Origin of the sequence: Arthrobacter mobilis, from assembly GCF_012395835.1 — a bacterium.
Lineage (GTDB): Bacteria > Actinomycetota > Actinomycetes > Actinomycetales > Micrococcaceae > Crystallibacter > Crystallibacter mobilis.
Window position 1 is genome coordinate 123,568 of sequence record NZ_JAAZSQ010000003.1, and the last position, 24,053, is coordinate 147,620.

Annotated in this window: 25 protein-coding genes; 16 read left to right on the top strand and 9 right to left on the bottom strand. The window is 69.0% G+C overall.

Annotated elements, in window-relative coordinates; all coding sequences use genetic code 11:
• Positions 1 to 182 precede the first annotated feature (182 nt).
• Positions 183 to 959 carry a hypothetical protein gene (locus HGG74_RS05365; protein ID WP_168485317.1) on the top strand — a complete coding sequence of 259 codons (777 nt, stop codon included), beginning with the start codon at positions 183 to 185 and terminating at the stop codon, positions 957 to 959.
• Positions 960 to 1,093: 134 nt separating this feature from the next.
• Here the strand turns inward: HGG74_RS05365 and HGG74_RS05370 are convergent, their stop codons facing one another.
• Positions 1,094 to 1,807, bottom strand: a complete 714-nt coding sequence (locus tag HGG74_RS05370) for an HNH endonuclease family protein (RefSeq protein WP_168485318.1) — start codon at positions 1,805 to 1,807, stop codon at positions 1,094 to 1,096.
• Positions 1,808 to 1,867: 60 nt separating this feature from the next.
• A complete protein-coding gene (locus HGG74_RS05375; protein WP_168485319.1) occupies positions 1,868 to 2,818 on the bottom strand; it encodes a hypothetical protein in 951 nt (316 codons plus the stop codon).
• A 632-nt stretch (positions 2,819 to 3,450) separates the two neighbouring features.
• Here HGG74_RS05375 and HGG74_RS05380 point away from each other — a divergent pair.
• The 9 genes from HGG74_RS05380 to HGG74_RS05420 all read left to right on the top strand — a co-directional run bounded on the left by HGG74_RS05380 (position 3,451) and on the right by HGG74_RS05420 (position 15,700).
• Positions 3,451 to 5,883: a phosphoketolase family protein gene (locus tag HGG74_RS05380; protein ID WP_168485320.1), complete on the top strand. Its 2,433-nt coding sequence runs from the start codon at positions 3,451 to 3,453 to the stop codon at positions 5,881 to 5,883.
• A 52-nt stretch (positions 5,884 to 5,935) separates the two neighbouring features.
• Positions 5,936 to 7,087 (top strand): acetate/propionate family kinase, encoded by a 1,152-nt coding sequence (locus HGG74_RS05385; RefSeq protein WP_168485321.1) that lies wholly within the window; start codon positions 5,936 to 5,938, stop codon positions 7,085 to 7,087.
• Between the two features lie 80 nt (positions 7,088 to 7,167).
• A complete protein-coding gene (locus HGG74_RS05390) occupies positions 7,168 to 7,461 on the top strand; it encodes a universal stress protein (RefSeq protein WP_246262663.1) in 294 nt (97 codons plus the stop codon).
• A gap of 161 nt (positions 7,462 to 7,622) precedes the next feature.
• Positions 7,623 to 9,152, top strand: coding sequence for a DUF4389 domain-containing protein (locus tag HGG74_RS05395; RefSeq protein WP_205761410.1), 1,530 nt, complete (start codon positions 7,623 to 7,625; stop codon positions 9,150 to 9,152).
• Between the two features lie 56 nt (positions 9,153 to 9,208).
• On the top strand, positions 9,209 to 11,752 hold the full coding sequence (locus HGG74_RS05400; protein WP_168485322.1) for a non-ribosomal peptide synthetase: 2,544 nt from the start codon (positions 9,209 to 9,211) through the stop codon (positions 11,750 to 11,752).
• A gap of 54 nt (positions 11,753 to 11,806) precedes the next feature.
• Positions 11,807 to 12,799: an ATP-binding cassette domain-containing protein gene (locus tag HGG74_RS05405; protein WP_312856749.1), complete on the top strand. Its 993-nt coding sequence runs from the start codon at positions 11,807 to 11,809 to the stop codon at positions 12,797 to 12,799.
• Positions 12,796 to 13,629, top strand: a complete 834-nt coding sequence (locus HGG74_RS05410) for an ABC transporter permease (RefSeq protein ID WP_168485324.1) — start codon at positions 12,796 to 12,798, stop codon at positions 13,627 to 13,629. Before HGG74_RS05405 ends, HGG74_RS05410 begins: the two co-directional genes overlap by 4 nt.
• A 42-nt stretch (positions 13,630 to 13,671) precedes the next feature.
• Positions 13,672 to 14,301 carry a nucleoside/nucleotide kinase family protein gene (locus tag HGG74_RS05415; protein WP_168485325.1) on the top strand — a complete coding sequence of 210 codons (630 nt, stop codon included), beginning with the start codon at positions 13,672 to 13,674 and terminating at the stop codon, positions 14,299 to 14,301.
• Positions 14,302 to 14,395: 94 nt separating this feature from the next.
• Complete coding sequence (locus HGG74_RS05420; protein ID WP_168485326.1) at positions 14,396 to 15,700, top strand: cation:proton antiporter; 1,305 nt, start codon at positions 14,396 to 14,398, stop codon at positions 15,698 to 15,700.
• Here HGG74_RS05420 and HGG74_RS05425 read toward each other — a convergent pair.
• Positions 15,697 to 16,002 carry an antibiotic biosynthesis monooxygenase family protein gene (locus tag HGG74_RS05425; RefSeq protein ID WP_168485327.1) on the bottom strand — a complete coding sequence of 102 codons (306 nt, stop codon included), beginning with the start codon at positions 16,000 to 16,002 and terminating at the stop codon, positions 15,697 to 15,699. The genes HGG74_RS05420 and HGG74_RS05425 overlap by 4 nt on opposite strands.
• A 192-nt stretch (positions 16,003 to 16,194) precedes the next feature.
• Here HGG74_RS05425 and HGG74_RS05430 point away from each other — a divergent pair, with 192 nt between their 5' ends.
• From HGG74_RS05430 to HGG74_RS05440, 3 genes are all read left to right on the top strand, one after another.
• Positions 16,195 to 17,181, top strand: coding sequence for a S1C family serine protease (locus tag HGG74_RS05430; RefSeq protein ID WP_312856763.1), 987 nt, complete (start codon positions 16,195 to 16,197; stop codon positions 17,179 to 17,181).
• Positions 17,182 to 17,388: 207 nt separating this feature from the next.
• A complete protein-coding gene (locus tag HGG74_RS05435; protein WP_168485328.1) occupies positions 17,389 to 17,727 on the top strand; it encodes a hypothetical protein in 339 nt (112 codons plus the stop codon).
• 142 nt (positions 17,728 to 17,869) lie between these two features.
• On the top strand, positions 17,870 to 18,202 hold the full coding sequence (locus HGG74_RS05440; protein WP_168485329.1) for an NIPSNAP family protein: 333 nt from the start codon (positions 17,870 to 17,872) through the stop codon (positions 18,200 to 18,202).
• Between the two features lie 30 nt (positions 18,203 to 18,232).
• Here the strand turns inward: HGG74_RS05440 and HGG74_RS05445 are convergent, their stop codons facing one another.
• Together HGG74_RS05445 and HGG74_RS05450 are read right to left on the bottom strand one after the other, a co-directional pair.
• Positions 18,233 to 19,036, bottom strand: coding sequence for a putative protein N(5)-glutamine methyltransferase (locus tag HGG74_RS05445; RefSeq protein WP_168485330.1), 804 nt, complete (start codon positions 19,034 to 19,036; stop codon positions 18,233 to 18,235).
• Between the two features lie 33 nt (positions 19,037 to 19,069).
• Positions 19,070 to 19,765, bottom strand: coding sequence for a helix-turn-helix transcriptional regulator (locus tag HGG74_RS05450; RefSeq protein WP_168485331.1), 696 nt, complete (start codon positions 19,763 to 19,765; stop codon positions 19,070 to 19,072).
• Between the two features lie 88 nt (positions 19,766 to 19,853).
• Between HGG74_RS05450 and HGG74_RS05455 the strand changes: the two genes are divergently transcribed.
• Positions 19,854 to 20,276, top strand: coding sequence for a hypothetical protein (locus HGG74_RS05455; protein ID WP_168485332.1), 423 nt, complete (start codon positions 19,854 to 19,856; stop codon positions 20,274 to 20,276).
• 16 nt (positions 20,277 to 20,292) lie between these two features.
• Here the strand turns inward: HGG74_RS05455 and HGG74_RS05460 are convergent, their stop codons facing one another.
• From HGG74_RS05460 to HGG74_RS05470, 3 genes are read right to left on the bottom strand one after another with little or no spacing between them, the layout of a single operon-like run.
• On the bottom strand, positions 20,293 to 20,718 hold the full coding sequence (locus HGG74_RS05460) for an SRPBCC family protein (RefSeq protein ID WP_168485333.1): 426 nt from the start codon (positions 20,716 to 20,718) through the stop codon (positions 20,293 to 20,295).
• Between the two features lie 55 nt (positions 20,719 to 20,773).
• Positions 20,774 to 21,298, bottom strand: a complete 525-nt coding sequence (locus HGG74_RS05465; protein WP_168485334.1) for a hypothetical protein — start codon at positions 21,296 to 21,298, stop codon at positions 20,774 to 20,776.
• Positions 21,295 to 21,885, bottom strand: coding sequence for a sigma factor-like helix-turn-helix DNA-binding protein (locus HGG74_RS05470; protein ID WP_205761412.1), 591 nt, complete (start codon positions 21,883 to 21,885; stop codon positions 21,295 to 21,297). Before HGG74_RS05470 ends, HGG74_RS05465 begins: the two co-directional genes overlap by 4 nt.
• 187 nt (positions 21,886 to 22,072) lie before the next feature.
• Here HGG74_RS05470 and HGG74_RS05475 point away from each other — a divergent pair, with 187 nt between their 5' ends.
• Positions 22,073 to 22,450 (top strand): DUF3054 domain-containing protein, encoded by a 378-nt coding sequence (locus tag HGG74_RS05475; RefSeq protein ID WP_168485335.1) that lies wholly within the window; start codon positions 22,073 to 22,075, stop codon positions 22,448 to 22,450.
• A 42-nt stretch (positions 22,451 to 22,492) separates the two neighbouring features.
• A complete protein-coding gene (locus tag HGG74_RS05480) occupies positions 22,493 to 22,774 on the top strand; it encodes an Lrp/AsnC family transcriptional regulator (protein WP_168485336.1) in 282 nt (93 codons plus the stop codon).
• A gap of 94 nt (positions 22,775 to 22,868) precedes the next feature.
• Here the strand turns inward: HGG74_RS05480 and trpD are convergent, their stop codons facing one another.
• Complete coding sequence (trpD, locus tag HGG74_RS05485) at positions 22,869 to 23,921, bottom strand: anthranilate phosphoribosyltransferase (protein WP_168485337.1); 1,053 nt, start codon at positions 23,919 to 23,921, stop codon at positions 22,869 to 22,871.
• Between the last annotated feature and the right edge of the window lie 132 nt (positions 23,922 to 24,053).

Consider the following 24,053-nt stretch of genomic DNA (forward strand, 5'->3'; position numbering starts at 1 on the left):
TACCAACGGCCGGACCTACACCTGCAAGACATCGGCCGCGGACAGCCGGCTGCGCTGGCGCGCCTGACGCCAGGTGAAGGACGGAAACGGAAGCGCCGGGTGCCCGGCGCTTCCGTTTCTTCTTCCCGGGGTTGGAAATTTGAAGCGGCAGCCCCCCGTTGTCGAGAAAGGATGATCCCGCCATGCACCCTGGCTCTGTCAGTCCGCCAATTGTGGATGCGATCCGTGCCGGTGACTTCCCCGCGGTAATGACCGTCATCGGGACAGACCGTACCGGAGTGGCCCGGCACCGGAAGGACATCTCTGCCCTGTTCCAGGCCATCGCCGATGCCCCGCACGGCTCCCGATCCCCGGAAGGGCACTGGCACGGGGAGCTGGACCGGCACTACGAGTGCGCGCTCGCTGCCCACATGGCCTGCATCGGGGCCGAACGGGCAGCGAAACTGACTGCAGTCCCCAGGCCGTTCGCCTCCAAAGCCATCCCGAAGCTGTTCCCGGGCGGGTTGCCCGTCTTCGTGACCGTCTGGTCCGAGCTCTACCAGCGCTCCCCGCGGAACTGGGACCGCATCGCCCACTACCCCGTTATGTTCGATTGGCTCCGCCGCGGTCTGGTGGATCCGCCCCGGCAGGACGGGGCGGTGAACCTGCTGCTCTCCCACCTGCCTGATACCCCGAATCCCGTGAAGTACCTGCGCGATAGACCCGGGCTGGTCGGGGTCACCTTGCCGGCGCTGTTCGATGCCGCAGTGCGCCCCTCCATCGGGGCGGCCGCGGTGGATTCCAACCTCCCGCCCGGCGACAGCCGCCGCATTGACATGACGGTGGCCGCCCTCGCGGCCGAAAACCTGTGGGAGCAGGAGATGGTGGAAGCCGGCATCGGCCGCGCCTGGGAAGCCCGGACCAGCCCCTTCCAGCGCCGCTGGCTGGCGGGCCTGCGCAGCCTGCTCGAGCAGGGTTGAGGCGGCTTCAGCCGGCGGACTCGTCACCGTCGGAGGGCATTTCCCCGCCCACTTCCCCGAAGGTGTCCCCCGGCGCTTTCGGAGAACCGCCTGCGCTGATGCGCCGCCTGATCCCGGACCGCTTCCACAGGTTCTTATCCGCTACTGGCCGGCCCGGCCCCGCCCGGAGCCTCCGGGACCGGCTGGTCCGGACAGGAAGAGGTAAGGATCCGTTTGATGGCCGAGTGCTCAGCCGGGGTCATCCATAACCCGTACTTGGCCTTGACTGCCGTCTGCAGGGCCACGTACCGGCAGCGGAAGGCCCGGTTCGGCGGCAGCCAGGTGGCGGCATCGGCGTCGGACTTGGCATTGTTGGTGGGCCCGTCCACGGCCAGCAAGTTCAACGGGTCGTTGGCGAAGGCCTCGCGCTGCTTTGGGGCCAGCTGCTGCGCGCCGGTCTGCCAGGCCAGTGCCAGTGGGACGACGTGGTCGATCTGGACTTCTGCGCTGGTCCGGTCCCCGCGGACGAAGTCGATGACGGTGCCCGTGTAGGGGTCGGTCAGGGTGCCGGTGAGCACGATGCAGTTGCCGGTGCCGCGTTTGAACGTCTCGTCCACCAGGTCGCGTGCCAGGACGTCGTTGCGGGCGTCGCAGCCGTTGCGGTCCGGGTCCAGCCAGCCGTCACCGAACTCTTCGCGCTCATAGCCGGTGCGCGGGGCGCGTCCCTTGACCGGTATGCTCTCCAGCTGCTCCAGGGCCGTTCCTGCCGGCGGCTCCCGGGCAGGCATCCCGACGTCGCAGCCGGCAGCGCCGAGGCTGATCAGGACGGCGGCAACGGCAGATAGGGCTCGGGAGGCTGATGTTCTCATGGTTCTCGTGGGTGGTAGCTGTGCTGGCCATTTTCCCACGCACCCGGGCAACCTGTATCGTCAGCCCCGCTCGGCGAACGGGGGGACATGGTCGTGCGGCCCGAACGGCTTGAACCAGTCCTCGAACTTCATCGACGGAGCACCCTCCGGGCTGGCCGCCGGGTCGTTCTCGAAACCGTCCATTGCCGGGTCGTAGAGCATCATCGAGTCGGCGAAGCGCAGAAACGCATTCTCCAGCATGCCCAGCCAGTCCGGCGGCAGTTCGGCCTCGAGCTCCAGTTCCTCAGCCAGGTAGTCTGCCTCGGCCAGCAGGCACCGTACGGCCAGTTCCTGGGCCACGCAGGACGGTTCCTTCCAGCCGGCCACCAGGTTCATCGACAGGTCGGTGCAGATGGTGAGGAAGCGCGCCGCGAAGCGGGTGTCATAGCGGTGGGCGAACTGCGGGGGCAGGTTGGCGATCACGTAGGTCTCGTCGATGTCGGCGGAGGTGGGGGTGCGGTCCCGCAGCAGGTCCAGATCATTGAACAGTTCATCGGTCATGGCCGCCGCTGCATGCCAGAGCAGGCCGGCCAGCACCCTGGCCCGGTGCTCGGCGAGCCGGCGCTGCGCCTCCTCGGCAGCCTGATCGACACCCAGCAGATCCAGGTTCAGCCCGGTGACCCGGCGCGAGGCCTCCAGCAGGCTGGCCACCGGATCGTCGCCAATCCCGGTGGCCGCGGGCTCGCGCTCGTCCGACTCCCCCGCAAAGCCCGGCAGAGCCAGGTCGGCCACCCCGTGCCCTTGCGCCGGTTCGACCTTGCCCCGCAGCAGCCGGACGCCGGGAACGTCTTCGGCGATGGCCAGCGGGTCCATCGAGACGGCCAGGGCCGCATACAGGTCTGCCGAGGCCATGGCGATGTGCTCGGGGGTTTCGGCCTTGGCCACCGCGAAGCTGCGCATCGCCTCCGGGTCGGTAATGTCGAGGTCGATGGCAATGTAGATGGAAGCTTCGATTGGCTGGTCCGGGCTCATGCCGGAAAGACTACCCGCTGGGGCCAAGCGAGGCAGCCGGTACCGGAAGGCCAACGTGGCGCGGCCCGGCCGGCGAAGGGCTCTGATCCGATTCGGCCGGCGGGCCGCATCACCATGGTAGGCGCCGGCAGGCGTTTTGGCTCCGGTCTTTGCCAAACCGTGCCCGTGGTCACGGGTCAGTCTCGCCGCACTGCCTCCGCAGGAGGGCGCCTGCCAGCTGACCGCCCGGAAATGCAGGGCCGGGTGCGGCATCCCCCAATACCGCGCCCGGCCCCTGATGCACAGTCGCTGTTTCCTGGACAACATCCCCACATGTTGTCCAGGAGCTCCTGTGTACGGCTTCGGCCCGCCCCGCTGCCTGTGATAAATCGTATGACCGGTACCGGTTTGGCGTCGACGAAATTTTTCCCAAAGGTTTGCGCCATACGGGCCGGCCTGCTGGGTCCCGTATGGCAGGCCAGGGGCCGGTTCGCCCTGGACGGGGGTGGGAACCGCCCCCGGTCCACGCTAGTGTGATCGCAGATCGGACCGCGCCGTGGGCAGGCAGACCTATGGATCCTGGACACCGCGTCCGGTCCCTGCCGGCGAACGCTCCCGCGCGCCTTCCCACTCCCCTACGTTCAGGACATTAGATGAACGACTCCCAGCCCTCCCGGAAGCCGGATCCCGTCCTCGGCCCCGACCAGCTCGAACGCATCAATGCGTGGTGGCGGGCAGCGAACTACCTGTCAGTCGGACAAATCTACTTGATGGACAACCCCCTGCTGCGCGAGCCGCTGCGCCCTGAACACATCAAGCCGCGGCTGCTGGGGCACTGGGGAACGACGCCGGGATTGAACTTCATCTACGCCCACCTCAACCGCGCCATCAGCGAGCGCGGCGTGGAGATGATGTACATCATGGGGCCGGGCCATGGAGGCCCCGGCCCGGTGGCAGCAGCCTGGCTGGAGGGCACCTACAGCGAGACCTATCCCAACGTGTCCCGGGACCTGGAAGGGATGCGGAGGCTGTTCCGCCAGTTCTCCTTTCCCGGCGGCATTCCCAGCCACGTTGCGCCCGAAACGCCCGGCTCGATCCATGAAGGCGGCGAACTCGGGTACGCGCTCTCGCACGCCTACGGAGCAGCCTTCGACAGCCCGGACCTGGTTGTCGCCGCCATTCTTGGCGACGGGGAAGCCGAAACGGGCCCGTTGGCCGCCAGCTGGCACTCGAACAAGTTTCTCAACCCGGCCCGCGACGGCGCGGTGCTGCCGATCCTGCACCTGAACGGCTACAAGATCGCCAATCCCACGCTCCTGGCCAGGATCGAGCACGACGAACTGGATGCATTGCTCCGCGGCTACGGCCATGTGCCCCACTTCGTGGAAGGCGACGATCCGGTACAGATGCACCAGGACTTTGCCCGGGTCCTGGACACCTGCCTCGACGATATCCGGCAGATCCAGCGCCGGGCCCGCGCTGACAGGCAGACGGGCAGGCCCCGCTGGCCGATGATCGTGTTCCGCTCCCCCAAGGGCTGGACGGGACCGGCCGAGGTCGACGGGCAGAAGATCGAGGACTACTGGCGCGCCCACCAGGTGCCGTTCGACGCCGCACGGGAGAACGATACCCACCGGCAGGTGCTCGAAGATTGGCTGCGCAGCTACCACCCGGAGGAACTTTTCGACGAGGCCGGCACCCCTGTCGAAGCGGTCGCCAGCCTGCACCCTGAAGGGCACCACCGGATGAGCGCCACCCCGTACGCCAACGGGGGCCTGCTGCTGAAGGACCTGCGGATGCCGGACTTCCGCGACTACGCGGTGCCGGTGCCCGAGCCAGGCACCGGAGCGGTGGAATCGACCCGCGTGCTGGGTGAAATGCTGCGGGACGTGGTGGCCCGCAATCCGGACAACTTCAGGGTCTTCGCTCCGGACGAGAACAATTCGAACCGGCTCGGGGCCGTGCTGGAAGCAACAGACCGGACCTGGAACGCCCGGAGGCTCCCGGAGGATGACCATCTGGATCCCGGCGGCCGGGTGATGGAAATCCTCTCCGAGCACACCTGCCAAGGCTGGCTGGAAGGATACCTGCTCACCGGACGGCATGGGTTCTTCTCCTGCTACGAGGCGTTCATCCACATCGTCGACTCGATGTTCAACCAGCACGCCAAATGGCTGCATACCAGCAACCGCATCGCCTGGCGCAGGCCGGTGGCCTCGCTGAACTACCTGCTGACGTCCCACGTCTGGCGGCAGGACCACAATGGGTTCTCGCACCAGGATCCGGGCTTCATCGACCATGTGGTCAACAAGAAGGCCGACGTGGTGCGTGTCTACCTTCCCCCGGATGCGAACACCCTGCTCTCCGTGGCCGACCACTGCCTGCGCAGCCGCCAGTACGTCAACGTGATCGTGGCCGGCAAGCAGCCGCAGCTGCAGTACCTGGACATGGACGCGGCCGTGGTGCACTGCACCAAAGGGATCGGCATCTGGGAGTGGGCGAGTTCGGATGCCGGGGCCGAACCCGACGTCGTCATGGGCTGCGCCGGGGACGTGCCCACGATGGAAACCCTCGCCGCCGTCGAAATCCTGCGCTCGCGGTTCCCGGACCTGCGGATCCGGGTGGTCAACGTGGTGGACCTGATGCGGCTGCAGGACGACGCCGAAAACCCCCACGGCCTGCCCCACCGTGCCTTCGACGCCCTGTTCACCACGGACAAGCCAATCATCTTCGCCTACCACGGCTATCCGTGGCTGATCCACCGGCTGACCTACCGGCGCACCAACCACGGCAACCTGCACGTCCGCGGCTACAAGGAGGAAGGCACCACCACCACGCCGTTCGACATGTGCGTGCTGAACCAGATCGACCGGTTCAGCCTGGCCATCGACGTGATCGACCGGGTGCCGCGGTTGACGGATGTTTCGGCCCATGCGCGCGAGGAACTGCAGAACAAGCTCATCGAGCACCGCCGGTACATCCGGATCCACGGCGAGGACATGCCGGAAGTCAGGAACTGGCAGTGGACCGCTTCCGCAGGTCCGGCGAACCGGCGGCCGGATGAAGCACGGCAGGAGCCCGTTTAGCACACCCGCGTACAGCGGCCGCAGGCCGGAGCCGGACCCGAGGAGGAAACCCATGCTCGTGCTCGTGATCAACTCCGGCTCCTCATCGCTGAAGTACTCGGTGCGCCTGATGGACGCGGACAATCCTGACGGGGGCGGACGGAGGATCGCCGGGGGCGTGGTGGAGCGGATCGGCGAAGACGAGGTCGCCGACCATACCCAGGCCTTCGGCGTTGCCAGCCGGGAGCTGCAGGACGCGCTTGGCGGACAAGCGCTCGACGCCGTCGGGCACCGCGTGGTCCACGGCGGCGAGCGCTTCACCGGTCCGGTGCTGATCGACAACGAGATCACCCGCTCCATCGAGCGGCTGAACCCGCTGGCCCCGCTGCATAACCCGCCGAGTGTGCTGTGCCTCCGCGCGGCCGTCCAGCAGTGGCCCCGGGTACCGCAGGTGGCCGTTTTCGACACGGCCTTCCACCGCACCCTGCCCGAGCCTGCCTGGCGCTATGCCCTGCCGGACGGGCTGTACCGGCGGTACGGGATCCGCCGCTATGGCTTCCACGGGACCAGCGTCGAATACGTCGGCCGCCGTGCCGCCGCCCTGCTGAATGTGCCGTGGGAGAAGTTCGACGGCGTCGTCGCCCACTTGGGCAACGGCGCTTCGGTGACTGCCATTCAAGGCGGGCGCAGCGTGGACACCTCCATGGGGTTCACGCCCCTGGAGGGACTGGTGATGGGCACCCGGTCCGGGGACGTGGATCCGGGCATCCTCATCTTCCTGCTGCGCGAAGGCTACGGCGCCGACGAACTCGACAGCATGCTGAACCGGAATTCCGGATTCAAGGCACTGGCCGGGCATAACGACATGCGCGCCATCACCGAGGCCGCCGCCGGCGGGGACGAGCAGGCGGGACTGGCGCTGGAGATTGCGGCGCACCGGCTGGCCCGGTACATCGGTGGCTACCATGTGGCCTGCGGCGGAGCCAGGGCGGTGGTGCTCACCGGCGGCATCGGGGAAAACTCGGCCGCGTTCCGCGCCCGGGTACTCGCCAAGCTCGCGCCGCTGGGCATCAGCCTGGACACCGCGGCGAACGAGGCTGCCGCGGGCCTGGACGAGGGCCGGACCATCTCCGGCCCCGGCTCGGCCATCCCGGTCCTGGTGGTGCCCACGGACGAGGAGGCGGCGGTCGCCGACGCGACGGCCGCCGTCGTCCTGCAATCCTGAGCAGGGCACCATCGGGCACGGAAGCCGGCCTCGTCACAGCCGGGCGGGCGGCCTGCCGGGGTGAAGACCCCTTCGACGGGTTGAAGGCCGTAATCGTCTGGCAGTACCCGGTCATGCTGGCCGAGGTCCCGGCCATCGGATGGAATCCGCAGGAGGGTGCGGAACAGGTCCCTGCCGGCGCCCTCGCTGCGGACTTCGACGGCAATGTCCCGGCGGACCTGGATAAAGCCGTCGTCGAGGGCCAGCAGGCCCATGTCCTGGCGGAGGCGAGCCGCGGAGCCGAGATGCTGGTGGGCTCGGTCAGCACCGCCGTCGCGGCGCATGCACATTGCCCGGTGCTGATCACGCACACGGAACCGGACCCGGCACGCTGATTTTCCGGCTCCGGGGCTTATTCGTTGCATCCGTTCCCCCGCCCCCTGGCCAGTCCGGCGGCCGATTGTTTCCTGCTGCCTTCGCGCTTATTCTGGGCCCACGGCTGCCGGGGAGTACACAATGCGCATGCTGTTCGGATACGCACGCTGAAGGGAACGCCATGAACGCGTATCAGGCACCGGCCGGCGGCCAGCCATTTCCCGGTGCTCCGGCAGCACGCATGAAGCCTGGGCACTGGGTCCTGCTGGTCTGCGGTGTGCTGCTGAGCCTTTCGGGGCTGGGCCTGGCCATTGGCGGAACCTGGCTGCTGGCCGCGGATGCCGCCCAGCAGGGCGGCCGGTACGTGAGCGGGCCGGCGGAGCGGCACCAGACCGCCGGTTACGCACTGACCACGCCCTCGCTGGCGGTGGACCCCGGGCAGGCCGGCCTGCCCGGGGCTCCGCGGCTCGGCGATCTGGCCAGCGTCCAGGTGCGGGTAACGCCGGTGGTGCCGGACCAGGAAATCTTCGTGGGCATTGCCAAAGCCTCCGAGGTCGCGGCCTACCTCGACGGCGTGCCCCATGCCGCGCTCGGGGACCGCTCCCGGACCGACGGTGGCAGGTGGGATGAGCAGGACGGATGGGACGACGAGGACGGAGAGGCAGAGCAGGGCGGAACCCGCGCCCCGGCCTCCCCCGCCGGGCAGGATTTCTGGGCAGCATCCGCTTCCGGCGCCGGAGCCCGGGAACTGACGTGGGACCTGCAGCCGGGCACCTGGAGCCTGGTGGTCATGAATGCCGATGCCACCCGCCCGGTCTGGGTGGACCTGCAGGCCGGCGTGCGCTCCGGCCTGCTGGGGCCGGTGGGCACGGGAGTGCTGGTGGGCGGGCTGGCCGGCCTCGTCGTCGGCGTGCCGCTGCTGCTGCTCGGTTCCGCGGGGCTCGGCCGGGACATCGGCACCTCCGGGGCCCGGCCGGGAACCGGCCCGGGTGCGGCGCTGGCCGGATCCGCCGGAGGGGACGGTTCCGACACCGCCTCCGCCGTCTATCCGGTCCGGCTCCTGGGGTGGCTGGACTCGAAGCTGTCGCGCGGTTTGTGGCTGGTCAAGTGGCTGCTGGCCATCCCGCACTACCTCATCCTGGCCCTGCTGTGGTTCGCCCTGCTCGTAACCACCATTGCGGCCGGCATAGCGATCCTGTTCACGGGCCGTTACCCGCAGTCCTGGTTCTCCTTCTGCACCGGCGTGCTGCGCTGGACCTGGCGGGTAGGCTTCTACGCCTACTCCGCCCTGGGCACCGACAGGTATCCGCCCTTCACCCTGGCACGTGCCGACTATCCGGCGGATTTCGAGGTCGACTACCCGGCCCGGCTCTCCCGCGGGCTGGTGCTGGTCAAGTGGTGGCTGCTGGCCATCCCGCACGTGCTCGTCGTCGCCATCCTCACCGGCAGCATCGGCACCCGCTGGGACGAGGACAACGGCGGCGGCAGCTGGGGGCCCTCCCTGCTGGGCCTGCTCGTGCTCATCGCGGCAGTGATCCTGCTGTTCACCGGCCGGTACCGGCAGGGACTGTTCGACCTGGTGATGGGCATCAACCGGTGGGCCTGGCGGGTGGGCGCCTACGTGCTGCTGCTGCGGGACGAGTACCCGCCGTTCCGCCTGGACCAGGGACCTGCCGAACCCCCGGCCCCGCCGCCACCGCCGGCTGCATGACCTGGCCGTGTCACCACCGGTTTTGTTAGGTTTGCCTTATCTCCTATCCTTTCACGGTGACCATCGAGCTCCTCCCCCCGCGGGTGTCCTTTGCTGCGGACCTCGCCCGCTTCGGCGACAATCCTGCCGTCCTGATGCAGGACCGCGTCCTGACCTACCGGGAGCTGGCCGGCCGGGTCGACGACCTTGCCGCCCGGCTCGGGCCGGTGCGGCGCCTGGTGGCGCTGGCCGCCGCCAATGACCTGGACTCGCTGGTGGCCTACCTGGCGGCGCTGTCGTCGGGCCACCCGCTGCTGCTGGCCCCGGCGGACAAGCCGGCCGCCCTGGACTCGCTGGTCGCAGCCTACGACCCGGACGTCATCCTGCGCTCCGGCGGCGGGGAACCGGTGCTGGAGGAACGACGCCCCGGCACGCGCCATGAGCTGCACCCCGAGCTGGCCCTGCTGCTGAGCACGTCCGGTTCCACCGGCTCCCCCAAGCTGGTCCGGCTCTCGCATGAGAACGTGCAGGCCAACGCCGAGTCCATCGCCCAGTACCTGCGCATCGGGGCCGGCGACCGCGCCGCCACGACGCTGCCCATGTACTACTGCTACGGGCTCTCGGTGATCAACAGCCACCTGCTGCGCGGAGCCGGTCTGGTGCTCACGGACCTGTCAGTGGTGGATCCCTGCTTCTGGGAGCTGTTCCGCGTCCACGGTGCGACGTCGTTCGCGGCCGTGCCGTACACCTTCGAGCTCCTCGAATGCGTGGGCTTCGCCGGCATGGACCTGCCGAGCCTGCGGTACGTCACCCAGGCCGGCGGCCGGCTGGGCCCCGAAACCGTGCGCCGGTATGCCGAGCTGGGCCGGCGGCGGGGCTGGGAGCTGTTCGTGATGTACGGCCAGACCGAGGCCACGGCCCGGATGGCCTACCTGCCCCCGGAACTGGCCGCGGCCCACCCGGGCACCATCGGGGTCCCGGTGCCCGGCGGCGCCTTCCGGATCGACCCGGTACCCGGACTGGATGACGGCGAACTCGTCTACACCGGTCCCAACGTCATGCTGGGCTATGCCGAGCGGCCGGAGGACCTGGCCGCCGGCCGCACCATCGAGGAGCTGCGCACGGGCGACCTGGCCCGGCAGCATCCGACCGGCCTGTACGAGGTCGTGGGACGGCGCAGCCGGTTCGTCAAGATCGTGGGCCTGCGCATCGACCTGGGGCAGGTGGAGCGGATTCTCGCCGGGCTCGGCGTGGCGGCAGCCAGCGCCGGGTCGGACGAGCGCCTGGTCGTGGCGGTCGAAGGCGGCCACGATACGGACCTGCTCGGCAAGGTGCTGGCCCAGGACCTGGGTCTGCCCCGCGCGGCCGTGGAGGTGCACGCCGTCGAACACCTCCCCCGCCTGGCCACCGGCAAGCTCGACTACCCGGCCATCCTCGCGCTCGCCGAGCCCTGCCCCGCGCCCGCCGCGTCCGGCGCCCCCGGGGACGGACCGGCGGACGTGAGAAGGATTTTCGCCGAAGTCCTCGAGTGCCCCGACGTCCGGGACGAGGACACCTTCGTCTCGCTCGGCGGCGACTCGCTGTCCTACGTCGCGGCTTCCATCCGGCTGGAAAAGGCGCTCGGGAACCTCCCGCCGGACTGGCATCTGGTCCCCGTGGGCGAATTGGCGGCCCGGCAGCAGCCGGGCCGGCGGCACCGGCGGTTCACCGCCCCGCTGGAGACCAGTATCGTGCTGCGGGCCGTGGCCATCGTCGCCATCATCAGCACCCATGCCCAGCTCTTCGCCTGGCCGGGCACCGCCCATGTGCTGATGGCGGTGGCAGGGTTCAACTTCGCGCGCTTCCAGCTCACCGGCGGAGGGCTCCCCCGGCTGCGGCGCCAGCTGCGCAGCCTCGGCAGGATTGTCATCCCCAGCGTGGTCTTCATCGCCGTCGCCTACCTGCTCACCGACAGGTACACCCCCGCGAACATAGTGCTCCTCAATGCCTTCGTGGGTCCGGAGAAGTGGACCACCCAGTGGGACTTCTGGTTCGTCGAAGTGCTCGTCTACGTGCTGGTCGCGGTGGCGGCATTGCTGGCCGTTCCGTGGGCGGACCGCTTCCAACGCCGCCTGCCCTTCGCCTTCCCGCTCGCCCTGTTTGCCGTCGGGCTGCTCACCCGTTTCGAGCTGGTGGATCTGGAGGTGCCCAACCCCAAGCCGGTCCTGTGGCTGTTCGCCCTGGGCTGGGCGGTCGCCCGGGCACGGCACCTGCCCCACCGGCTGCTGCTCTCGGCGGCCGCTGCCCTGGCCGTCCCCGGCTTCTTCGGCAACCCCTGGCGGGACCTGACGATCCTGGCGGGCATCCTGCTGCTCATCTGGCTGCCGGCCATGCCGGTCCCCGTTCTCCTGCACCGCCTTCTGGGAGTGCTGGCCGGCGCGTCGCTGTACGCCTACCTCACGCACTGGCTGGTCTACCCGGGGCTGGCACCGGTCAGCCCCGCGCTCGCCGTCGCCGCCTCGCTGGCCGCAGGGGTGGTGTACTGGGCGCTGTCCATGCGCCTGCTGGATGCAGTGCGGCGCTGGCGGACGCTCCTGGCAAGGGTCCGTCCGGCGGCCGGCAAACGGGGGGTGGAGTCCTAGCCGGACTCCGCGGTTCCCTTCTCCGAAGGTCCCGCCGTTCCTAGGATGGAGGGCGTGACCATCATCGAAGCCCGGGGGCTGAAGAAGATCTACAAAGCGAAGACCGGGGCGGTCCATGCCTTGGACGGCTTGGACCTGGCCATCCCGTCCGGGACGGTCAAGGCACTGCTGGGTCCCAACGGTGCCGGCAAGACGACGGCGGTCAAGGTCCTGACCACCTTGATCAGGCCGGACGCGGGCACCGCGCGGATCGACGGGATCGACGTCGTCGCGGATCCGAAGGCGGTCCGGCGCATCATCGGCGTCGCCGGCCAGTACGCGGCCGTGGACGAGAACCTCACCGGATTCGAGAACCTGGAAATGGTGGGCAGGCTCTACCATCTGGGGGCGAAGGCGGCGCGCCGCCGCGCGCGGGAGCTGATCGAGCAGTTCGAGCTCACCGAGGCCGGCAACCGGCCGGTCAAAGGGTTCTCCGGCGGCATGCGGCGGCGGATCGACCTTGCCGGAGCGCTGGTCATCAATCCCAAGATCCTGTTCCTGGATGAGCCGACCACCGGGCTGGATCCGCGCAGCCGGCTCGCGCTGTGGGGCGTGATCAAGAACCTCGTGGCCGAAGGGACCACGCTGCTGCTGACCACCCAGTATCTGGAGGAAGCCGACCAGCTCTCGGACGATATTGCGGTGATCGACGGCGGCAAGGTCATTGCCGAAGGGACTGCCGATGAGTTGAAGGCGCGGATCGGCGGCCACCGGGTGGAGGTCACGTTGGTCGACGCCGGCGACGCGGCCCGGACCGCCGACGTGCTCAGCCGCCACGGCGACGGCGAGGCGAGCGTCTCCGGCGACCGGCGGACGGTGGGGGTCGCCGTCGTCGACGGGCCGCGCGCCCTGCAGTTTGTCCTGCGCGAGCTGGGCGACGCCGGGGTCGAGCTGCATGACGCGGGAATGCGCCGCCCGACCTTGGACGATGTCTTCCTCAAGCTCACCGGCCACCGGGCCGAGGAAGGCCAGGAAGACCAGCAGACCGAAATGGAGAATGCCCGATGAGCGGGCCCGCAGGCTACCGCCCCGCAGGCACCGGCGGGCCCTTCCGGCAGTTCCTCTCCGACGGCTGGGTCGCCACCTGGCGGAACCTGCTCAAAATCAAGCGCGTACCGGAGATCCTGGTCTTCACCATCCTGCAGCCAATCATGTTCGTGCTGCTGTTCAGCCAGGTCTACGGCGGCGCCATGGCCGTCGACAACTACACCCAGTTCCTGATGGCCGGCATCTTTGCCCAGACGGTGATCTTCGGGTCCACCTTCTCCGGCGCTGCCATGGCGCAGGATCTCAAGGACGGCATCATCGACCGCTTCCGCACACTGCCGATGAGCCCGGCGGCCGTGCTGATCGGGCGGACCAACGGGGACCTGGCCATCAACTCGATCTCCATGCTGATCATGATGGGCACCGGCTGGGCCGTCGGATGGCGCGTCACCACCTCGTTCTGGGGATTTGCCGGCGGCGTGGCCGTCCTGCTGCTGTTCTCCTACGCGTTCAGCTGGGTGATGGCGCTGCTGGGCATGAGCGTGCGGAGCCCGGAAGTGATCAACAATGCGGCCTTCATGATCCTGTTTCCGCTGACCTTCATCTCCAACGCCTTCGTGCCCATCCACACCATGCCGGACGTGCTCCGGGTCATCGCCGAATGGAATCCGGTCTCCGCCCTGGTCGAAAGCGCCCGGCAGCTGTTCGGCAACACCTACTCCGAATTCCCGGCCGCGGCGGCCTGGACGCTGCAGCATCCGTTCGCCACCATCTTCCTCGGCGTGGCGGCCATGCTGGTCGTGTTCGTGCCGCTCTGCATCAGGAAATTCGAATCCATCAGCTCGCGCTGATGCCGTGGCGGTGCCGCCATGGCGCCGCCGGGAAAGGACGGAATGCCTGGACACCGTGCACAGGAGAACTTCCGTGTTGCCCTGGCCGGCATCGACGGCGCCGGCAAGTCGACAGCAGCCGCCGACCTGCGCGGCAGGCTCGAAAGCTGCGGGACTCCGGCCGTGGTCTACGGCGTGTTCGGCGGGCGGAAGACCTTGGACAGTTGGGCCCGCCGTTTCGGTACCAGCGCCGTGCGCATCCTGGGCACGCGGGGCCTGGACCTGGTGGAAACACTGGTCCGCACGGTGGCGATGGTCAGGATGTGCCTGGCACGGCAGGGCCCGGACACCCTGGTGGTCATGGACCGGTCCTTCTATTGCCAGCTGGCCCTGCGGCAGAGCCGGGGACTGCGCGGCGGCGGTCTGGCCGGGTGGCTGCTCGGCTTGTTTCCGAAGCCTCACCTTGTGGTCTATTTCGCCATTTCCCCGGAGCAGGCCTTGCGGCGCATCCGCGTGCGGGACACGGATGCCGAATCCCTCGAAGCACTGCGGGCCTTGGACGCCGGCTACCGCGCGCTGGAGGACTTCGGCAGCTTCGAGGTCATCGACGCCGGCCGCTCCCGGACGGAGGTACTGGACCAGCTCGAGCGCGTGATCCAACGTCCCGAAGGACAGATGTGCCGGCGGCCGTAGCTGACAGCGGCCGGCCGGAGGAAGATGTGAAGCGAACAGCTGCACCGGCCGACGCCGGCACAGCGGCAGGATACCCGGCAGGAAAGAGGCCAGGATGTTCGAACCCCCCAGCCTGATGTACGCTGCCGCGGGCATTGCCGTCTTTGCTGCCGCGCTGCTGCCCAGGCTTCTGCGCGATGCCCCGTTCTCGATGCCGATGATTTTCCTGGGCACCGGGATCCTGGCGTTTACTGCGTTCGAGAACCTGCCCGATCCGGATCCAATCAGGCATGCGGAGATCACCACGCACCTGACCGAAGTGTGCGTCATCATCTCACTGATGGGCGCCGGCCTGGCCCTGGACCGGCCGTTCGGCCGGGTTCGCTGGGGCACTACCTGGCGCATGCTGGGCATCGTGATGCCGCTGTGCCTGCTCGGAATGACTGTCCTCGGGCTGTGGGCATTGGGCCTCGGGCTGGCCGCGGCCGTCCTCATTGCCGCCGTCCTTGCGCCCACCGACCCGGTACTGGCCTCGGAGGTGCAGGTCGGGGAGCCAGCGGACGAAGAGGAGGAAACGGAGAAGGAGGACGAGATCCGCTTCGGCCTGACTTCGGAGGCAGGCCTCAACGACGGGCTGGCCTTCCCTTTCGTCTATCTGGCCATTGCCATCAGCGCGGCCGGAACCGACCCGGCCGCCTGGCTGCCGCAGTGGCTGGCGGTCGACGTGCTGTGGCGGATCGGGATCGGTCTGCTGGTGGGCTTCGGCGTCGGCAAACTGCTGGCCGCACTGTTCTTCACCGCGCGGCCCGAGAGCCTCCGCCTGGCCAACCATTCCCAGGGCTTCGTGGCTTTGGCCGCAACGTTCCTGGCCTACGGGCTGACCGAGATGATCGAAGGCTACGGCTTTATCGCCGTCTTCACCACTGCGGTCACCATCCGCAACGTGGAGCACACCCACGGCTACCACAGGGTGCTGCACAGCTACGTGGAACAGCTCGAGCGGCTGCTGACGGTTGTCATCCTGGTGCTGCTCGGCGGCGCGCTGGCACGCGGCCTGCTGGCGGGAATCGGCTGGGCCGAGGTGCTCGTCGCGCTGGGTTTCCTGCTGCTGGTCCGTCCACTGGCCGGCCTGATTGGGCTGGCCGGCGGCAGGACGGGCCCCCGCGAACGCATCGCGATCTCCTTCTTCGGCATCCGCGGCATCGGTTCGCTCTACTATCTGGGCTACGCGCTGAGCCAAGGCCACTTCACCGGGCAGGCCGAGCAGCTTTGGGCCCTGACCGGACTGGTGGTCACCCTCTCGATCCTCCTGCATGGAGTGACGACGGCGCCGGTAATGAACAGGCTGGACCGGCTGCGCGAGCGCAGGGCGGTCCAGCAGTTCGGCGACAAGGGCCAGGCGCCGAACACCCCTGTCTAGGCCGGGCCGCCGATCGACACGGCTTCATCCAGAGTGTGCGGCTCGAAGCGTTCGAGCAGGTCCTGCATCGCCGCAGTACCCTCGGTAAAAGCCCGTGACTGCCGCCACTGCCCGACCTGTTCAACCGAGTCCCACGGTCCTGTGCTGATGAACCGGTTGGGGACATCGCGGTCATGCAGCAATACCGCCCGGGCGCCCGGAAACTCCTCCAGTGTCCTGCGGGCCAGTTCCTGCCAGGCCTGCACAAAGTCTTCCTCGCGGCCCGGTTTCACCAGCCAGATTCCAAGCGTGTAAACGGACATTTCCGGGTCCTCCAGCCTTGAACAGGTGTTTGTCCCCCGATTATCTACCTGCGGCCGGAGAGCCGGAAGCCCCGCCGCAGTGCAGGCAGAAGCCGGCTGGGCCGCGGTTCACCCACGGCGTAGCCGGCGGTGGATTAGCGGCGGAAGTTCCCCGGTTGTACATAGACAACCACCGGTTCCAGGAGGTGCGTGGTGAATGTCCTGCCGGACGCCCGGTCTGCCGGTTCCCGGGATGCCGAAGAGCCGCTCGATGCCTATTCACGGACAGTCATCGGGGTGGCCGAGACCGTCACCCCGCATGTGGCCGCCATCGAAATGACCGCCGCACGCCGCAACGGGCAGGTGCGGATCGGCGGCGGCTCCGCCGTGGTGTTCACCGAGGACGGCTACCTGCTGACCAACGCGCACGTTGTCGCCGGTGCCGACGGCGGACGTGCCGCCTTTGCCGACGGCACCCGCATGGAGATCGACGTCGTCGGGGCCGACCCGCTGTCGGACCTGGCCGTCATCCGCGGGCGGATGGCGGTGCCGCCTCCTGCCGTGCTCGGCGACGCCGAAACGCTGCGGGTGGGCCAGCTGGTGATTGCGGTGGGCACTCCGCTCGGACTTACCGGTTCGGTGACCGCCGGCGTCGTCAGCGGCCTGGGCCGCTCCCTGCCCACGTCGGTGGGGCGGACCAGGCGCGTGATCGAGGACGTGATCCAGACCGACGCGGCGCTGAACCCGGGCAGTTCCGGCGGTGCCCTGGCCGATGCGCACGGCCGGATCGTCGGCATCAATACGGCCGTCGCGGGCATCGGCCTGGGCCTGGCGGTGCCCATCAACGCCACGACCCGCCGGATCATTTCGGCCCTGCTCGCGGACGGGCGCGTGCGGCGGGCCTATCTGGGACTGGTCAGCACGCCGGTGCCGTTGTCCGAACCGGAGGTGCTGCGCACCGGGCAACGGCGGGCGCTGCGCGTGGTGGAAGTGATCGCCGGTTCCCCGGCGGACGACGCCGGCCTGCGGCCCGGCGACCTGGTCCTCAGGGCCGGCGGACGGCCGGTCTCCCGGGCCGGCGATCTGCAGCAGCTGCTCTTTGCCGATGTCATCGGCGCGCCGTTCCCCCTCGCCGCACTGCGTTCGGGCGTAGTGCTGGACCTCGTCGCCGTGCCGCAGGAGATGACCGAGCCCGGATAACGCTCCTCCGCGGTTGCCCGCCCGCGACGGGAGGGCAACCGCCAAGTAGCGGCGCCGGAAACCCGGGTAGGAATACTTATGGTCCGCCCTGCGGCGCCGCCGCTACGCTGGCTTCGGCACGCGCAGGAAAGGCACCGGGCAAGGTCCGGAACGGGGTGGGCGTGTCCGGTACGGACCGTGAAACACCGTGACACAAGGAGTAACCGCATGAAGAAGGCACTAGCCGCCCTCGCCGTCGCCGGCCTGGCATTGCCGGGAAGTTCCGCCCCGGCAGAGGCCGCTCCGCCGGCGAACCAGCTCTGCCCGAAGTGGGATTCAGGCAGGATCGATGTTTCCGGCAAGCAGGGCAGCGTGACCATCAAGGCCCCGGCAGGCAAGACCATCGCGGCTGTCTGCGTCAAGGCCGGCTCGGCCAAGCAGGGACTCGGCGCCGAGGTGACCTACCTGGACTACGCCAAGAAGGCCGTGACCGTCTCGCATTCGAGCGGCAAGGACATCTCGCACTACTCGGTCAAGTACGTACCCGCCTACGGCTACAAGAGCTGACCTGCTCCGGCGCAGCAGTGCCCGGATCCTTGCCGGGCAAGGACCCGGGCACTGCTGCGCCAACCGCTATTGCGTATTGCGCCGCCCGGGCACCGGGTCTACCGTGTTCGGCATCGGAAACCACCGCCGCAAAGGAAGAGCCATGGCTGGGTTTGTACAGATCATCGAATTCCAAACCTCCCGCATTCAGGAGATCGAAGACCTGGGGCGGCCGTCCCGCAGCGAAGGAACCACACCGGCCACCTTCCGCCGCATCGTCGCCACGGCGGACCGTGACCGTCCCGGAACGTACTACACGATCGTCGAATTCGACTCGTACGAGTCCGCGATGGAAAACTCCAACCGGCCGGAAACCTCGGAGTTCGCGGCAAAGTTCGCCGCCCTGTGCGATGCACCCCCGGTGTTCCGCAACCTTGATGTTCTCTGGGAGGACACCGGCGAGGCCGGGACCGCCGGCTCCGGGGGGCCTGCGTAGGCAGCGGCTGCCGGTCCGGTCCGGGTCCTGCTACCCCACGGAGCGGCCCGGCAGCGTGCCGATGATGACGGTCGCGTCCAGTTCTTCGGAGCGCGCCAGCCGCGGGTCCAGGCCGTTGCGGGCGAACATGTCCGCCGTCCGCGGAGCCAGGTACGCGCCGGTCTCGATCAGCAGGTGGCCGCCGGGCCTGAGCCACGCGGGCGCGGCGGCGGCGATCCGCCGCTGGACCTGCAGCCCGTCAGGTCCGCCGTCGAGCGCCGCCCGCGGCTCGTGCAGGCGGGCCTCGGGTGGCATCGTACCGATTGCCGCGGCAGGTACGTAGGGTGCGTTGGCAACGAGGATGTCGATCCGGCCGCGCAATGAGGCCGGCAGCGCGTCGTACAGATCGCCCTCGTAGACCCGCCCGCCGGCAGGGACCACGTTCCGGCGGGCACACCTGACGGCGGCAGGATCGACGTCGGCAGCATGCAGTTCAATGCCTGTCGCCGCCGCGGCCAGCGCCGTGCCGACAGCTGCGGAGCCGCAGCAGAGGTCAACGACGACAGCACCCTGCCGGGCGAGGGCGGCCGCCTCCTTGACCAGGAACCCGGTGCGGCGCCTCGGCACGAAGATCCCCGGCTCCACGGCTATCCGCAGGCCGCAGAACTCCGCCCAGCCGAGGATGTGCTCCAGCGGCTCGCCCCCGCTCCGCCGGCCCACCATGGCCTCGAGGGCGGCCGGCGAGTCTGCAGCGGCCAGAAGCAGCCGCGCCTCGTCCTCGGCGAAGACGCAGCCGGCAGCCCGGAGCCTGCCGATAACGGCGGCACGCAGCTGGGATGGGGCGGGAAACGGCATCCAGGCACCTTTGTCTGGTTGGGAGCAGCAATACTAGCGTGCCGCACCTTCCCGCTGCTCGCTGCTGCCGGCCGGCCGCAGCCGGACGCAGCAGCGATCCGGCCCCGGATCCGCCACAGCCATATAGCGCGGTCCCTCCGCCTGCGCGGCGGCGGCGGCGAGGAATCCCAGGTTGAGCCCGCACACCGTCTCCTGATGGTTGCGGGCCAGCTGGTGGAAGGGGCAGTTGGCCAGCGTGAGCGATCCGTCCGCTTCATGCTGCGGCTCGAAGCCATGCCGGACCAGGGATTCCTCCAGGTCCGGCGCCCCGCTGCCCGCCGCGGCTCCTGCAGCCGACGCCGCCTGCTGCAGGCACTCCCCCACCGGCCTGCCGGTGCCCATCGATTCTTCGACGGCCGCAGCCAGGATGTCCGCGGCCAGGTCGTAATGGCGTTCGGGCAGGCTTACCGACACTTCCGCCACTGCCGGCGCGTAAAGCTTGGCCGGCCGTCCGGAACCTGGACCCGTACGTCCGCCCAGGCGCCGGTAGCTGACTGTCAGCAGGCCCTCCCGGGCCAGCCTGTCCAGATGGAAGGCGGCAGTGCCGCGCACCATGTCCAGCGCAGCGGCGACGTCGTCCCGGCCGACCGGGCCGGGGGCGCGCAGCACATGGTCGTACACCGCCCGCCGGGACGGGTCATGCAGTGCCGCCACTGCCGCGAGCCGGTCAGGAATGCGATGGCCGTTCATGAAGTCCTCATCCAAATACAAGATCCATTGACGAAAGAAACGCTGCTTTCTAAAATCAATACTACCTGCTTTTAGAAAGGATAGGGCCATGGCCACTCAACAATTGCGGTTGCCGATTGCCTCCCTGCGGGAGGATCCCGCCCGCCAGGCATTCCTGCTCCTGCGCAGTCTCTACACTGTCGCGCCGATCCTTTTCGGTCTGGACAAATTCTTCAACATCCTCACCGACTGGCCGCAGTACCTGGCACCGCTCGCCGTGGACATCGTGCCGGTTTCCGCGCAGACGTTCATGTACGGGGTGGGCGTGGTGGAAGTCGCCGCCGGCCTGCTGGTGGCGTGGAAGCCGCGGCTGGGGTCCCTGGTGGTCGCACTGTGGCTGGCCGGCATCATCGTCAACCTGCTGCTGGTCCCGGGCTTCTACGATGTGGCCCTGCGTGACTTCGGCCTGCTCGCCGGGGCGCTGGCCCTGAACCGGCTCGCCGGCCGCTACGCCGGGAGTGCGCCGTCCTGAGGTTCGGGCAACGGCCTCAAGCCGCCGGAGCCGCCTGCTCGGCATGCCGTTTCAAATCCGACAGATGGTGCGGCCAGGCCTCGCGGTGGTCCGCTGCGAGTTCCTGGCCGCGCGCCAGTGCGCCGAAGCCGGATTCGGTCAGCAGCACGCGGGTTCCGGAACCGGCAGCTTCGAACTCCCAGCGGACGGTTGTGGCGTCCTCCCAGTCAGGTTCGGCCCAGACGAAGACCAGGCGGCGGCCGCTGATGACATCCTGGACGGTCCCCACCGCACTGAACTGGATTCCGTCCACTTCCCATTGCTCGCGCAGGAGGGAGCCGATGACCGGCCAGAAGTCCAGCTCCGGCCACCATTGACCCCGCTCATGGGCGAAGGCGGTCCAGACGCGGTCCACGGGAGCACTGATGCTGGCCTCCAGCTGGATCTGGTCGACGGCTTCCACCACCCCTTTATGCCACAGCCAGGTGGCGGGGACAATGCCGGCCAGGCAGCGGGCGCTACCGGACCAGCACGGCGATGCCGGTAGCCGCGGCGGCCCAGAGCACGCTGGCGAAGGTGCCGAGGATGAAACGCTCGGCCGCACCGGCCTGGCCCAGCTCGTTGTACCTGCCCAGGCCCTTGACCGCCAGCACGACCGCAAGGCCTTCGGGCCAGCCCGCCAGCAGGGTTGCCGCAATGGCGGTGCGCTCCAGGACGCCGATCCAGGCGCCGCCGCGCAGCACCGGCGCATCCTCGGGATCGATGGAGTTTTCCGGGTGGGAGGCATTGAACGACAGCCGCAGGATGGTCACCGTCGGCGGTCCCCCTCCGAGGGCTGCCGCTGCCACTGCAAAGGCATACACCCCGGCACCGAGGCCACCTTCGCCCAGGCTCGAGGTCAGCCCTGCGACCCCCAGCAGGACGAGCGAGACAGCGCTAGCAGCGTAGAGGTAGCGGTTATCTTTCCCTTGGAACCGGTTGAAGTACATTGGCGCGGCCACGGCGGCGGCCACGCAGAGCAGGATGATGCCGGCCAGGCTCACGCATCGGCTCCTTCCAGAAGTACCACGCCTACCTCGGCTGCCCGCCGGCATTCATGCCACAGCCCGCTGTGGAGGCGGCTTGAAACCGCCTGCTGGCTGATGCCCAGGCGGCTGGCGGCCTCCTGCTGGGTCAGCCCCTCACTGATCAGTAAACCGGCTTCCGCCGACAGTTTGCTGCGTTTGCGCGTCACCGCTGCGACCAGCTGCAGCACGGCCTCGGCCTGGCCGGCCAGGGGACTCGCGCCGGAAACGGCAATGTTGCCCGGGGCGGTCTTCGCCGCGGTCACCGCTGCCCGGGCCCGTTCGAACGCTTCGCCGGCCGCTGCCCGCGTGTTGGACGGCAGCGGCTCCCGAACCCCTCCGACGCCGATGCCGACGCTCCAGTGGCCGCTCGCTGCCAGTTCAAGGCCAATGCCCACCGCGGTGGCCGCGCTCTCCGTGGCCGCCTGCATTTCATCGCCGGCGGTCCTGTCGAAGGCGAGCCGCAGCGGCCGGCCCGGGTCCCGGTTCAACGCTGTCATGGCCGCTTCCACGAGGTCCGCAGCGGTGCGCGACTTGCGCTGGTCCACGGTCAGCACGAACACCACAAAACCTCCGCTTTGTAATCAGGAGTACAAAACTATGGTCATGTACTGCCCGATGCAAGCCGCCACGCCGCCAGGCAGCGCCAGTACGCTCGCTCCGCTCAGGGCGGGGCCCTCGGCGGCTAGCGCCCAGCCGCCTCCCGCCCCTCGCTCCGCTCGGGGCGGGGCCCTCGGCGGCTAGGCTGGGAAGGTGAAAAGACCTGCATTTCCCGCGTTGGCCGGCGACCTGGCCGCCGTCGTCCTGTTTGCCGCCCTGGGCCGCGAGACCCACGAGCACGGCCTCGACCCGGCAGGCGTCCTGCTCACCGCGGCGCCGTTCCTGGCCGGCGCGGGCCTTGGCTGGCTGGTGGCCCGCGCCTGGCGCCGGCCCATGGCAGTCTGGCCCACCGGCGTCGCCATCTGGCTTGGCGCCGTGGTTGCCGGCCTGCTGCTGCGGGGGGCTTTCGGCGGCGGGCTGGCCCCTGCCTTCCAGATCGTCACGCTGGTGACCCTGGGGGTGCTCCTCGTGGGCTGGCGGCTGGCCGCCGCGCTCGTCACGAAACTGCGCAATGTCCGGGCGGTGCCATAACCTCGTAGTAATCCAGTCAAGGTGCAGTGAAAGGCAGCCACAGTGGTAACAGCGTTCGTCCTGATCAAGACCGATGCCTCGCGGATTCCCGAATGTGCCGAGGAAATTTCCGAACTGCAGGGCATCGCCGAGGTGTATTCAGTGACGGGCGAATGGGACCTGATCGCCGTCGCCCGGGTCGCCCAGCACGAGGACCTGGCGGAGGTCATCGCTGACAAGCTGTCCAAGGTCCACGGGGTGGAGCACACCATCACCCATATGGCCTTCCGGGCCTATTCGCGGCATGACCTGGATGCTGCCTTCTCCCTGGGTTTCGAACACTGACCCAGGCGCCGGAGCCTGCCGCGGCGGGCCGGAGGTGATCCTCCGGCCCGCCGCCTGCTTTTGCGGGCACGGCTTGTTGGCGTGCTCCGGTGGATTACCGCGTGGCGGCCACCCAGCGGTCCAGTGCGGCGGCCGCGGCTCCGGTATCGACGGCCTCGGTGGCCCGCCGCAGCCCGGCGGCCAGCCGTTCTTCGAGCGGGCCGTCCGCTGCCGGCTCCAGGGCAACCAATGCGGCGGCGGCGTTGAGGACGACGGCGTCACGCACCGGTCCCTTCTCCCCGGCCAGCACCTGGCGCACCACCTGGGCATTGGCCTGGGCATCGCCGCCGCGCAGGTCCTCCAGCGTCGCCCGCGGAATGCCCAGGCCCAGCGGATCGAATTCGGACTCGGACACCTTGCCGTCGCGGACCTCCCAAATGGTCGACGGGCCGGTGGTCGTCAGCTCGTCCAGCCCGTCCCCACCCCGGAAGACCAGGGCACGCAGGCCGCGGGCGGCCAGCACACCGGCCACCAGCGGAGCCATCCGGGCATCCGCAACACCGATGGCCGCGGCCGTAGGATGGGCCGGATTCGTCAGCGGTCCCATGAAGTTGAACACCGTGGGAATGCCCAACTCGCGCCGAGGCACCGCGGTGAAGCGGAACGAGGGATGGAACACCTGGGCGAAGCAGAAGGTGATGCCCGCTTCCATGGCGGTGCTGGCCACCCGCTCCACCGGCAGGTCCAGCCGGACCCCGAGGGCCTCGATCACATCGGCGGACCCGGAAGAGGACGAGGCTGCGCGGTTGCCATGCTTGACAATGCGCGCACCGGCGCCGGCGCACACGAGGGCGGCCATCGATGAAATGTTCACCGTGTTCTGGCGGTCCCCGCCGGTGCCGACGATGTCCAGCTTCTCGCCCGGAATCTCGATGGGGCGGGCGTGGGCCACCATGGCCTCGACCAGCCCGGTCAGCTCCTCCACGGTCTCGCCCTTCGACCGCAGCGCAACGAGGAAGCCGGCAATCTGCACATCGGTGGCTTCGCCGGCCATGATCGTGTTCATGGCCCAGCGGGTCTGGCCGGCGCTGAGGTCCTTGCCGGCGATCAATGCGGAGATCAGGACGGGCCAGGTGGGAGTGTTTCGATAGTCAGATTCCGTGGTCACCGTCCTAGGTTATCTACGAATTGTAGAAAGCGCGTGATTATTAATCCCCCGAACTGGCGCGGATTCCCGGGGCTCGGGAACCTCTGCGGCTCGCCGGGCGTTCCCTTGCGTTGGTGAACGCGCCTGATTTAT

Excerpts from the sequence above, each read along its gene's own strand:
- HGG74_RS05365 (WP_168485317.1), top strand. The coding sequence starts at position 183 with ATGCACCCTGGCTCTGTCAGTCCGCCAATTGTGGATGCGATCCGTGCC.
- HGG74_RS05370 (WP_168485318.1), bottom strand. The coding sequence starts at position 1,807 with ATGAGAACATCAGCCTCCCGAGCCCTATCTGCCGTTGCCGCCGTCCTG.
- HGG74_RS05375 (WP_168485319.1), bottom strand. The coding sequence starts at position 2,818 with ATGAGCCCGGACCAGCCAATCGAAGCTTCCATCTACATTGCCATCGAC.
- HGG74_RS05380 (WP_168485320.1), top strand. The coding sequence starts at position 3,451 with ATGAACGACTCCCAGCCCTCCCGGAAGCCGGATCCCGTCCTCGGCCCC.
- HGG74_RS05385 (WP_168485321.1), top strand. The coding sequence starts at position 5,936 with ATGCTCGTGCTCGTGATCAACTCCGGCTCCTCATCGCTGAAGTACTCG.
- HGG74_RS05395 (WP_205761410.1), top strand. The coding sequence starts at position 7,623 with ATGAACGCGTATCAGGCACCGGCCGGCGGCCAGCCATTTCCCGGTGCT.
- HGG74_RS05410 (WP_168485324.1), top strand. The coding sequence starts at position 12,796 with ATGAGCGGGCCCGCAGGCTACCGCCCCGCAGGCACCGGCGGGCCCTTC.
- HGG74_RS05415 (WP_168485325.1), top strand. The coding sequence starts at position 13,672 with ATGCCTGGACACCGTGCACAGGAGAACTTCCGTGTTGCCCTGGCCGGC.
- HGG74_RS05420 (WP_168485326.1), top strand. The coding sequence starts at position 14,396 with ATGTTCGAACCCCCCAGCCTGATGTACGCTGCCGCGGGCATTGCCGTC.
- HGG74_RS05425 (WP_168485327.1), bottom strand. The coding sequence starts at position 16,002 with ATGTCCGTTTACACGCTTGGAATCTGGCTGGTGAAACCGGGCCGCGAG.
- HGG74_RS05435 (WP_168485328.1), top strand. The coding sequence starts at position 17,389 with ATGAAGAAGGCACTAGCCGCCCTCGCCGTCGCCGGCCTGGCATTGCCG.
- HGG74_RS05440 (WP_168485329.1), top strand. The coding sequence starts at position 17,870 with ATGGCTGGGTTTGTACAGATCATCGAATTCCAAACCTCCCGCATTCAG.
- HGG74_RS05445 (WP_168485330.1), bottom strand. The coding sequence starts at position 19,036 with ATGCCGTTTCCCGCCCCATCCCAGCTGCGTGCCGCCGTTATCGGCAGG.
- HGG74_RS05450 (WP_168485331.1), bottom strand. The coding sequence starts at position 19,765 with ATGAACGGCCATCGCATTCCTGACCGGCTCGCGGCAGTGGCGGCACTG.
- HGG74_RS05455 (WP_168485332.1), top strand. The coding sequence starts at position 19,854 with ATGGCCACTCAACAATTGCGGTTGCCGATTGCCTCCCTGCGGGAGGAT.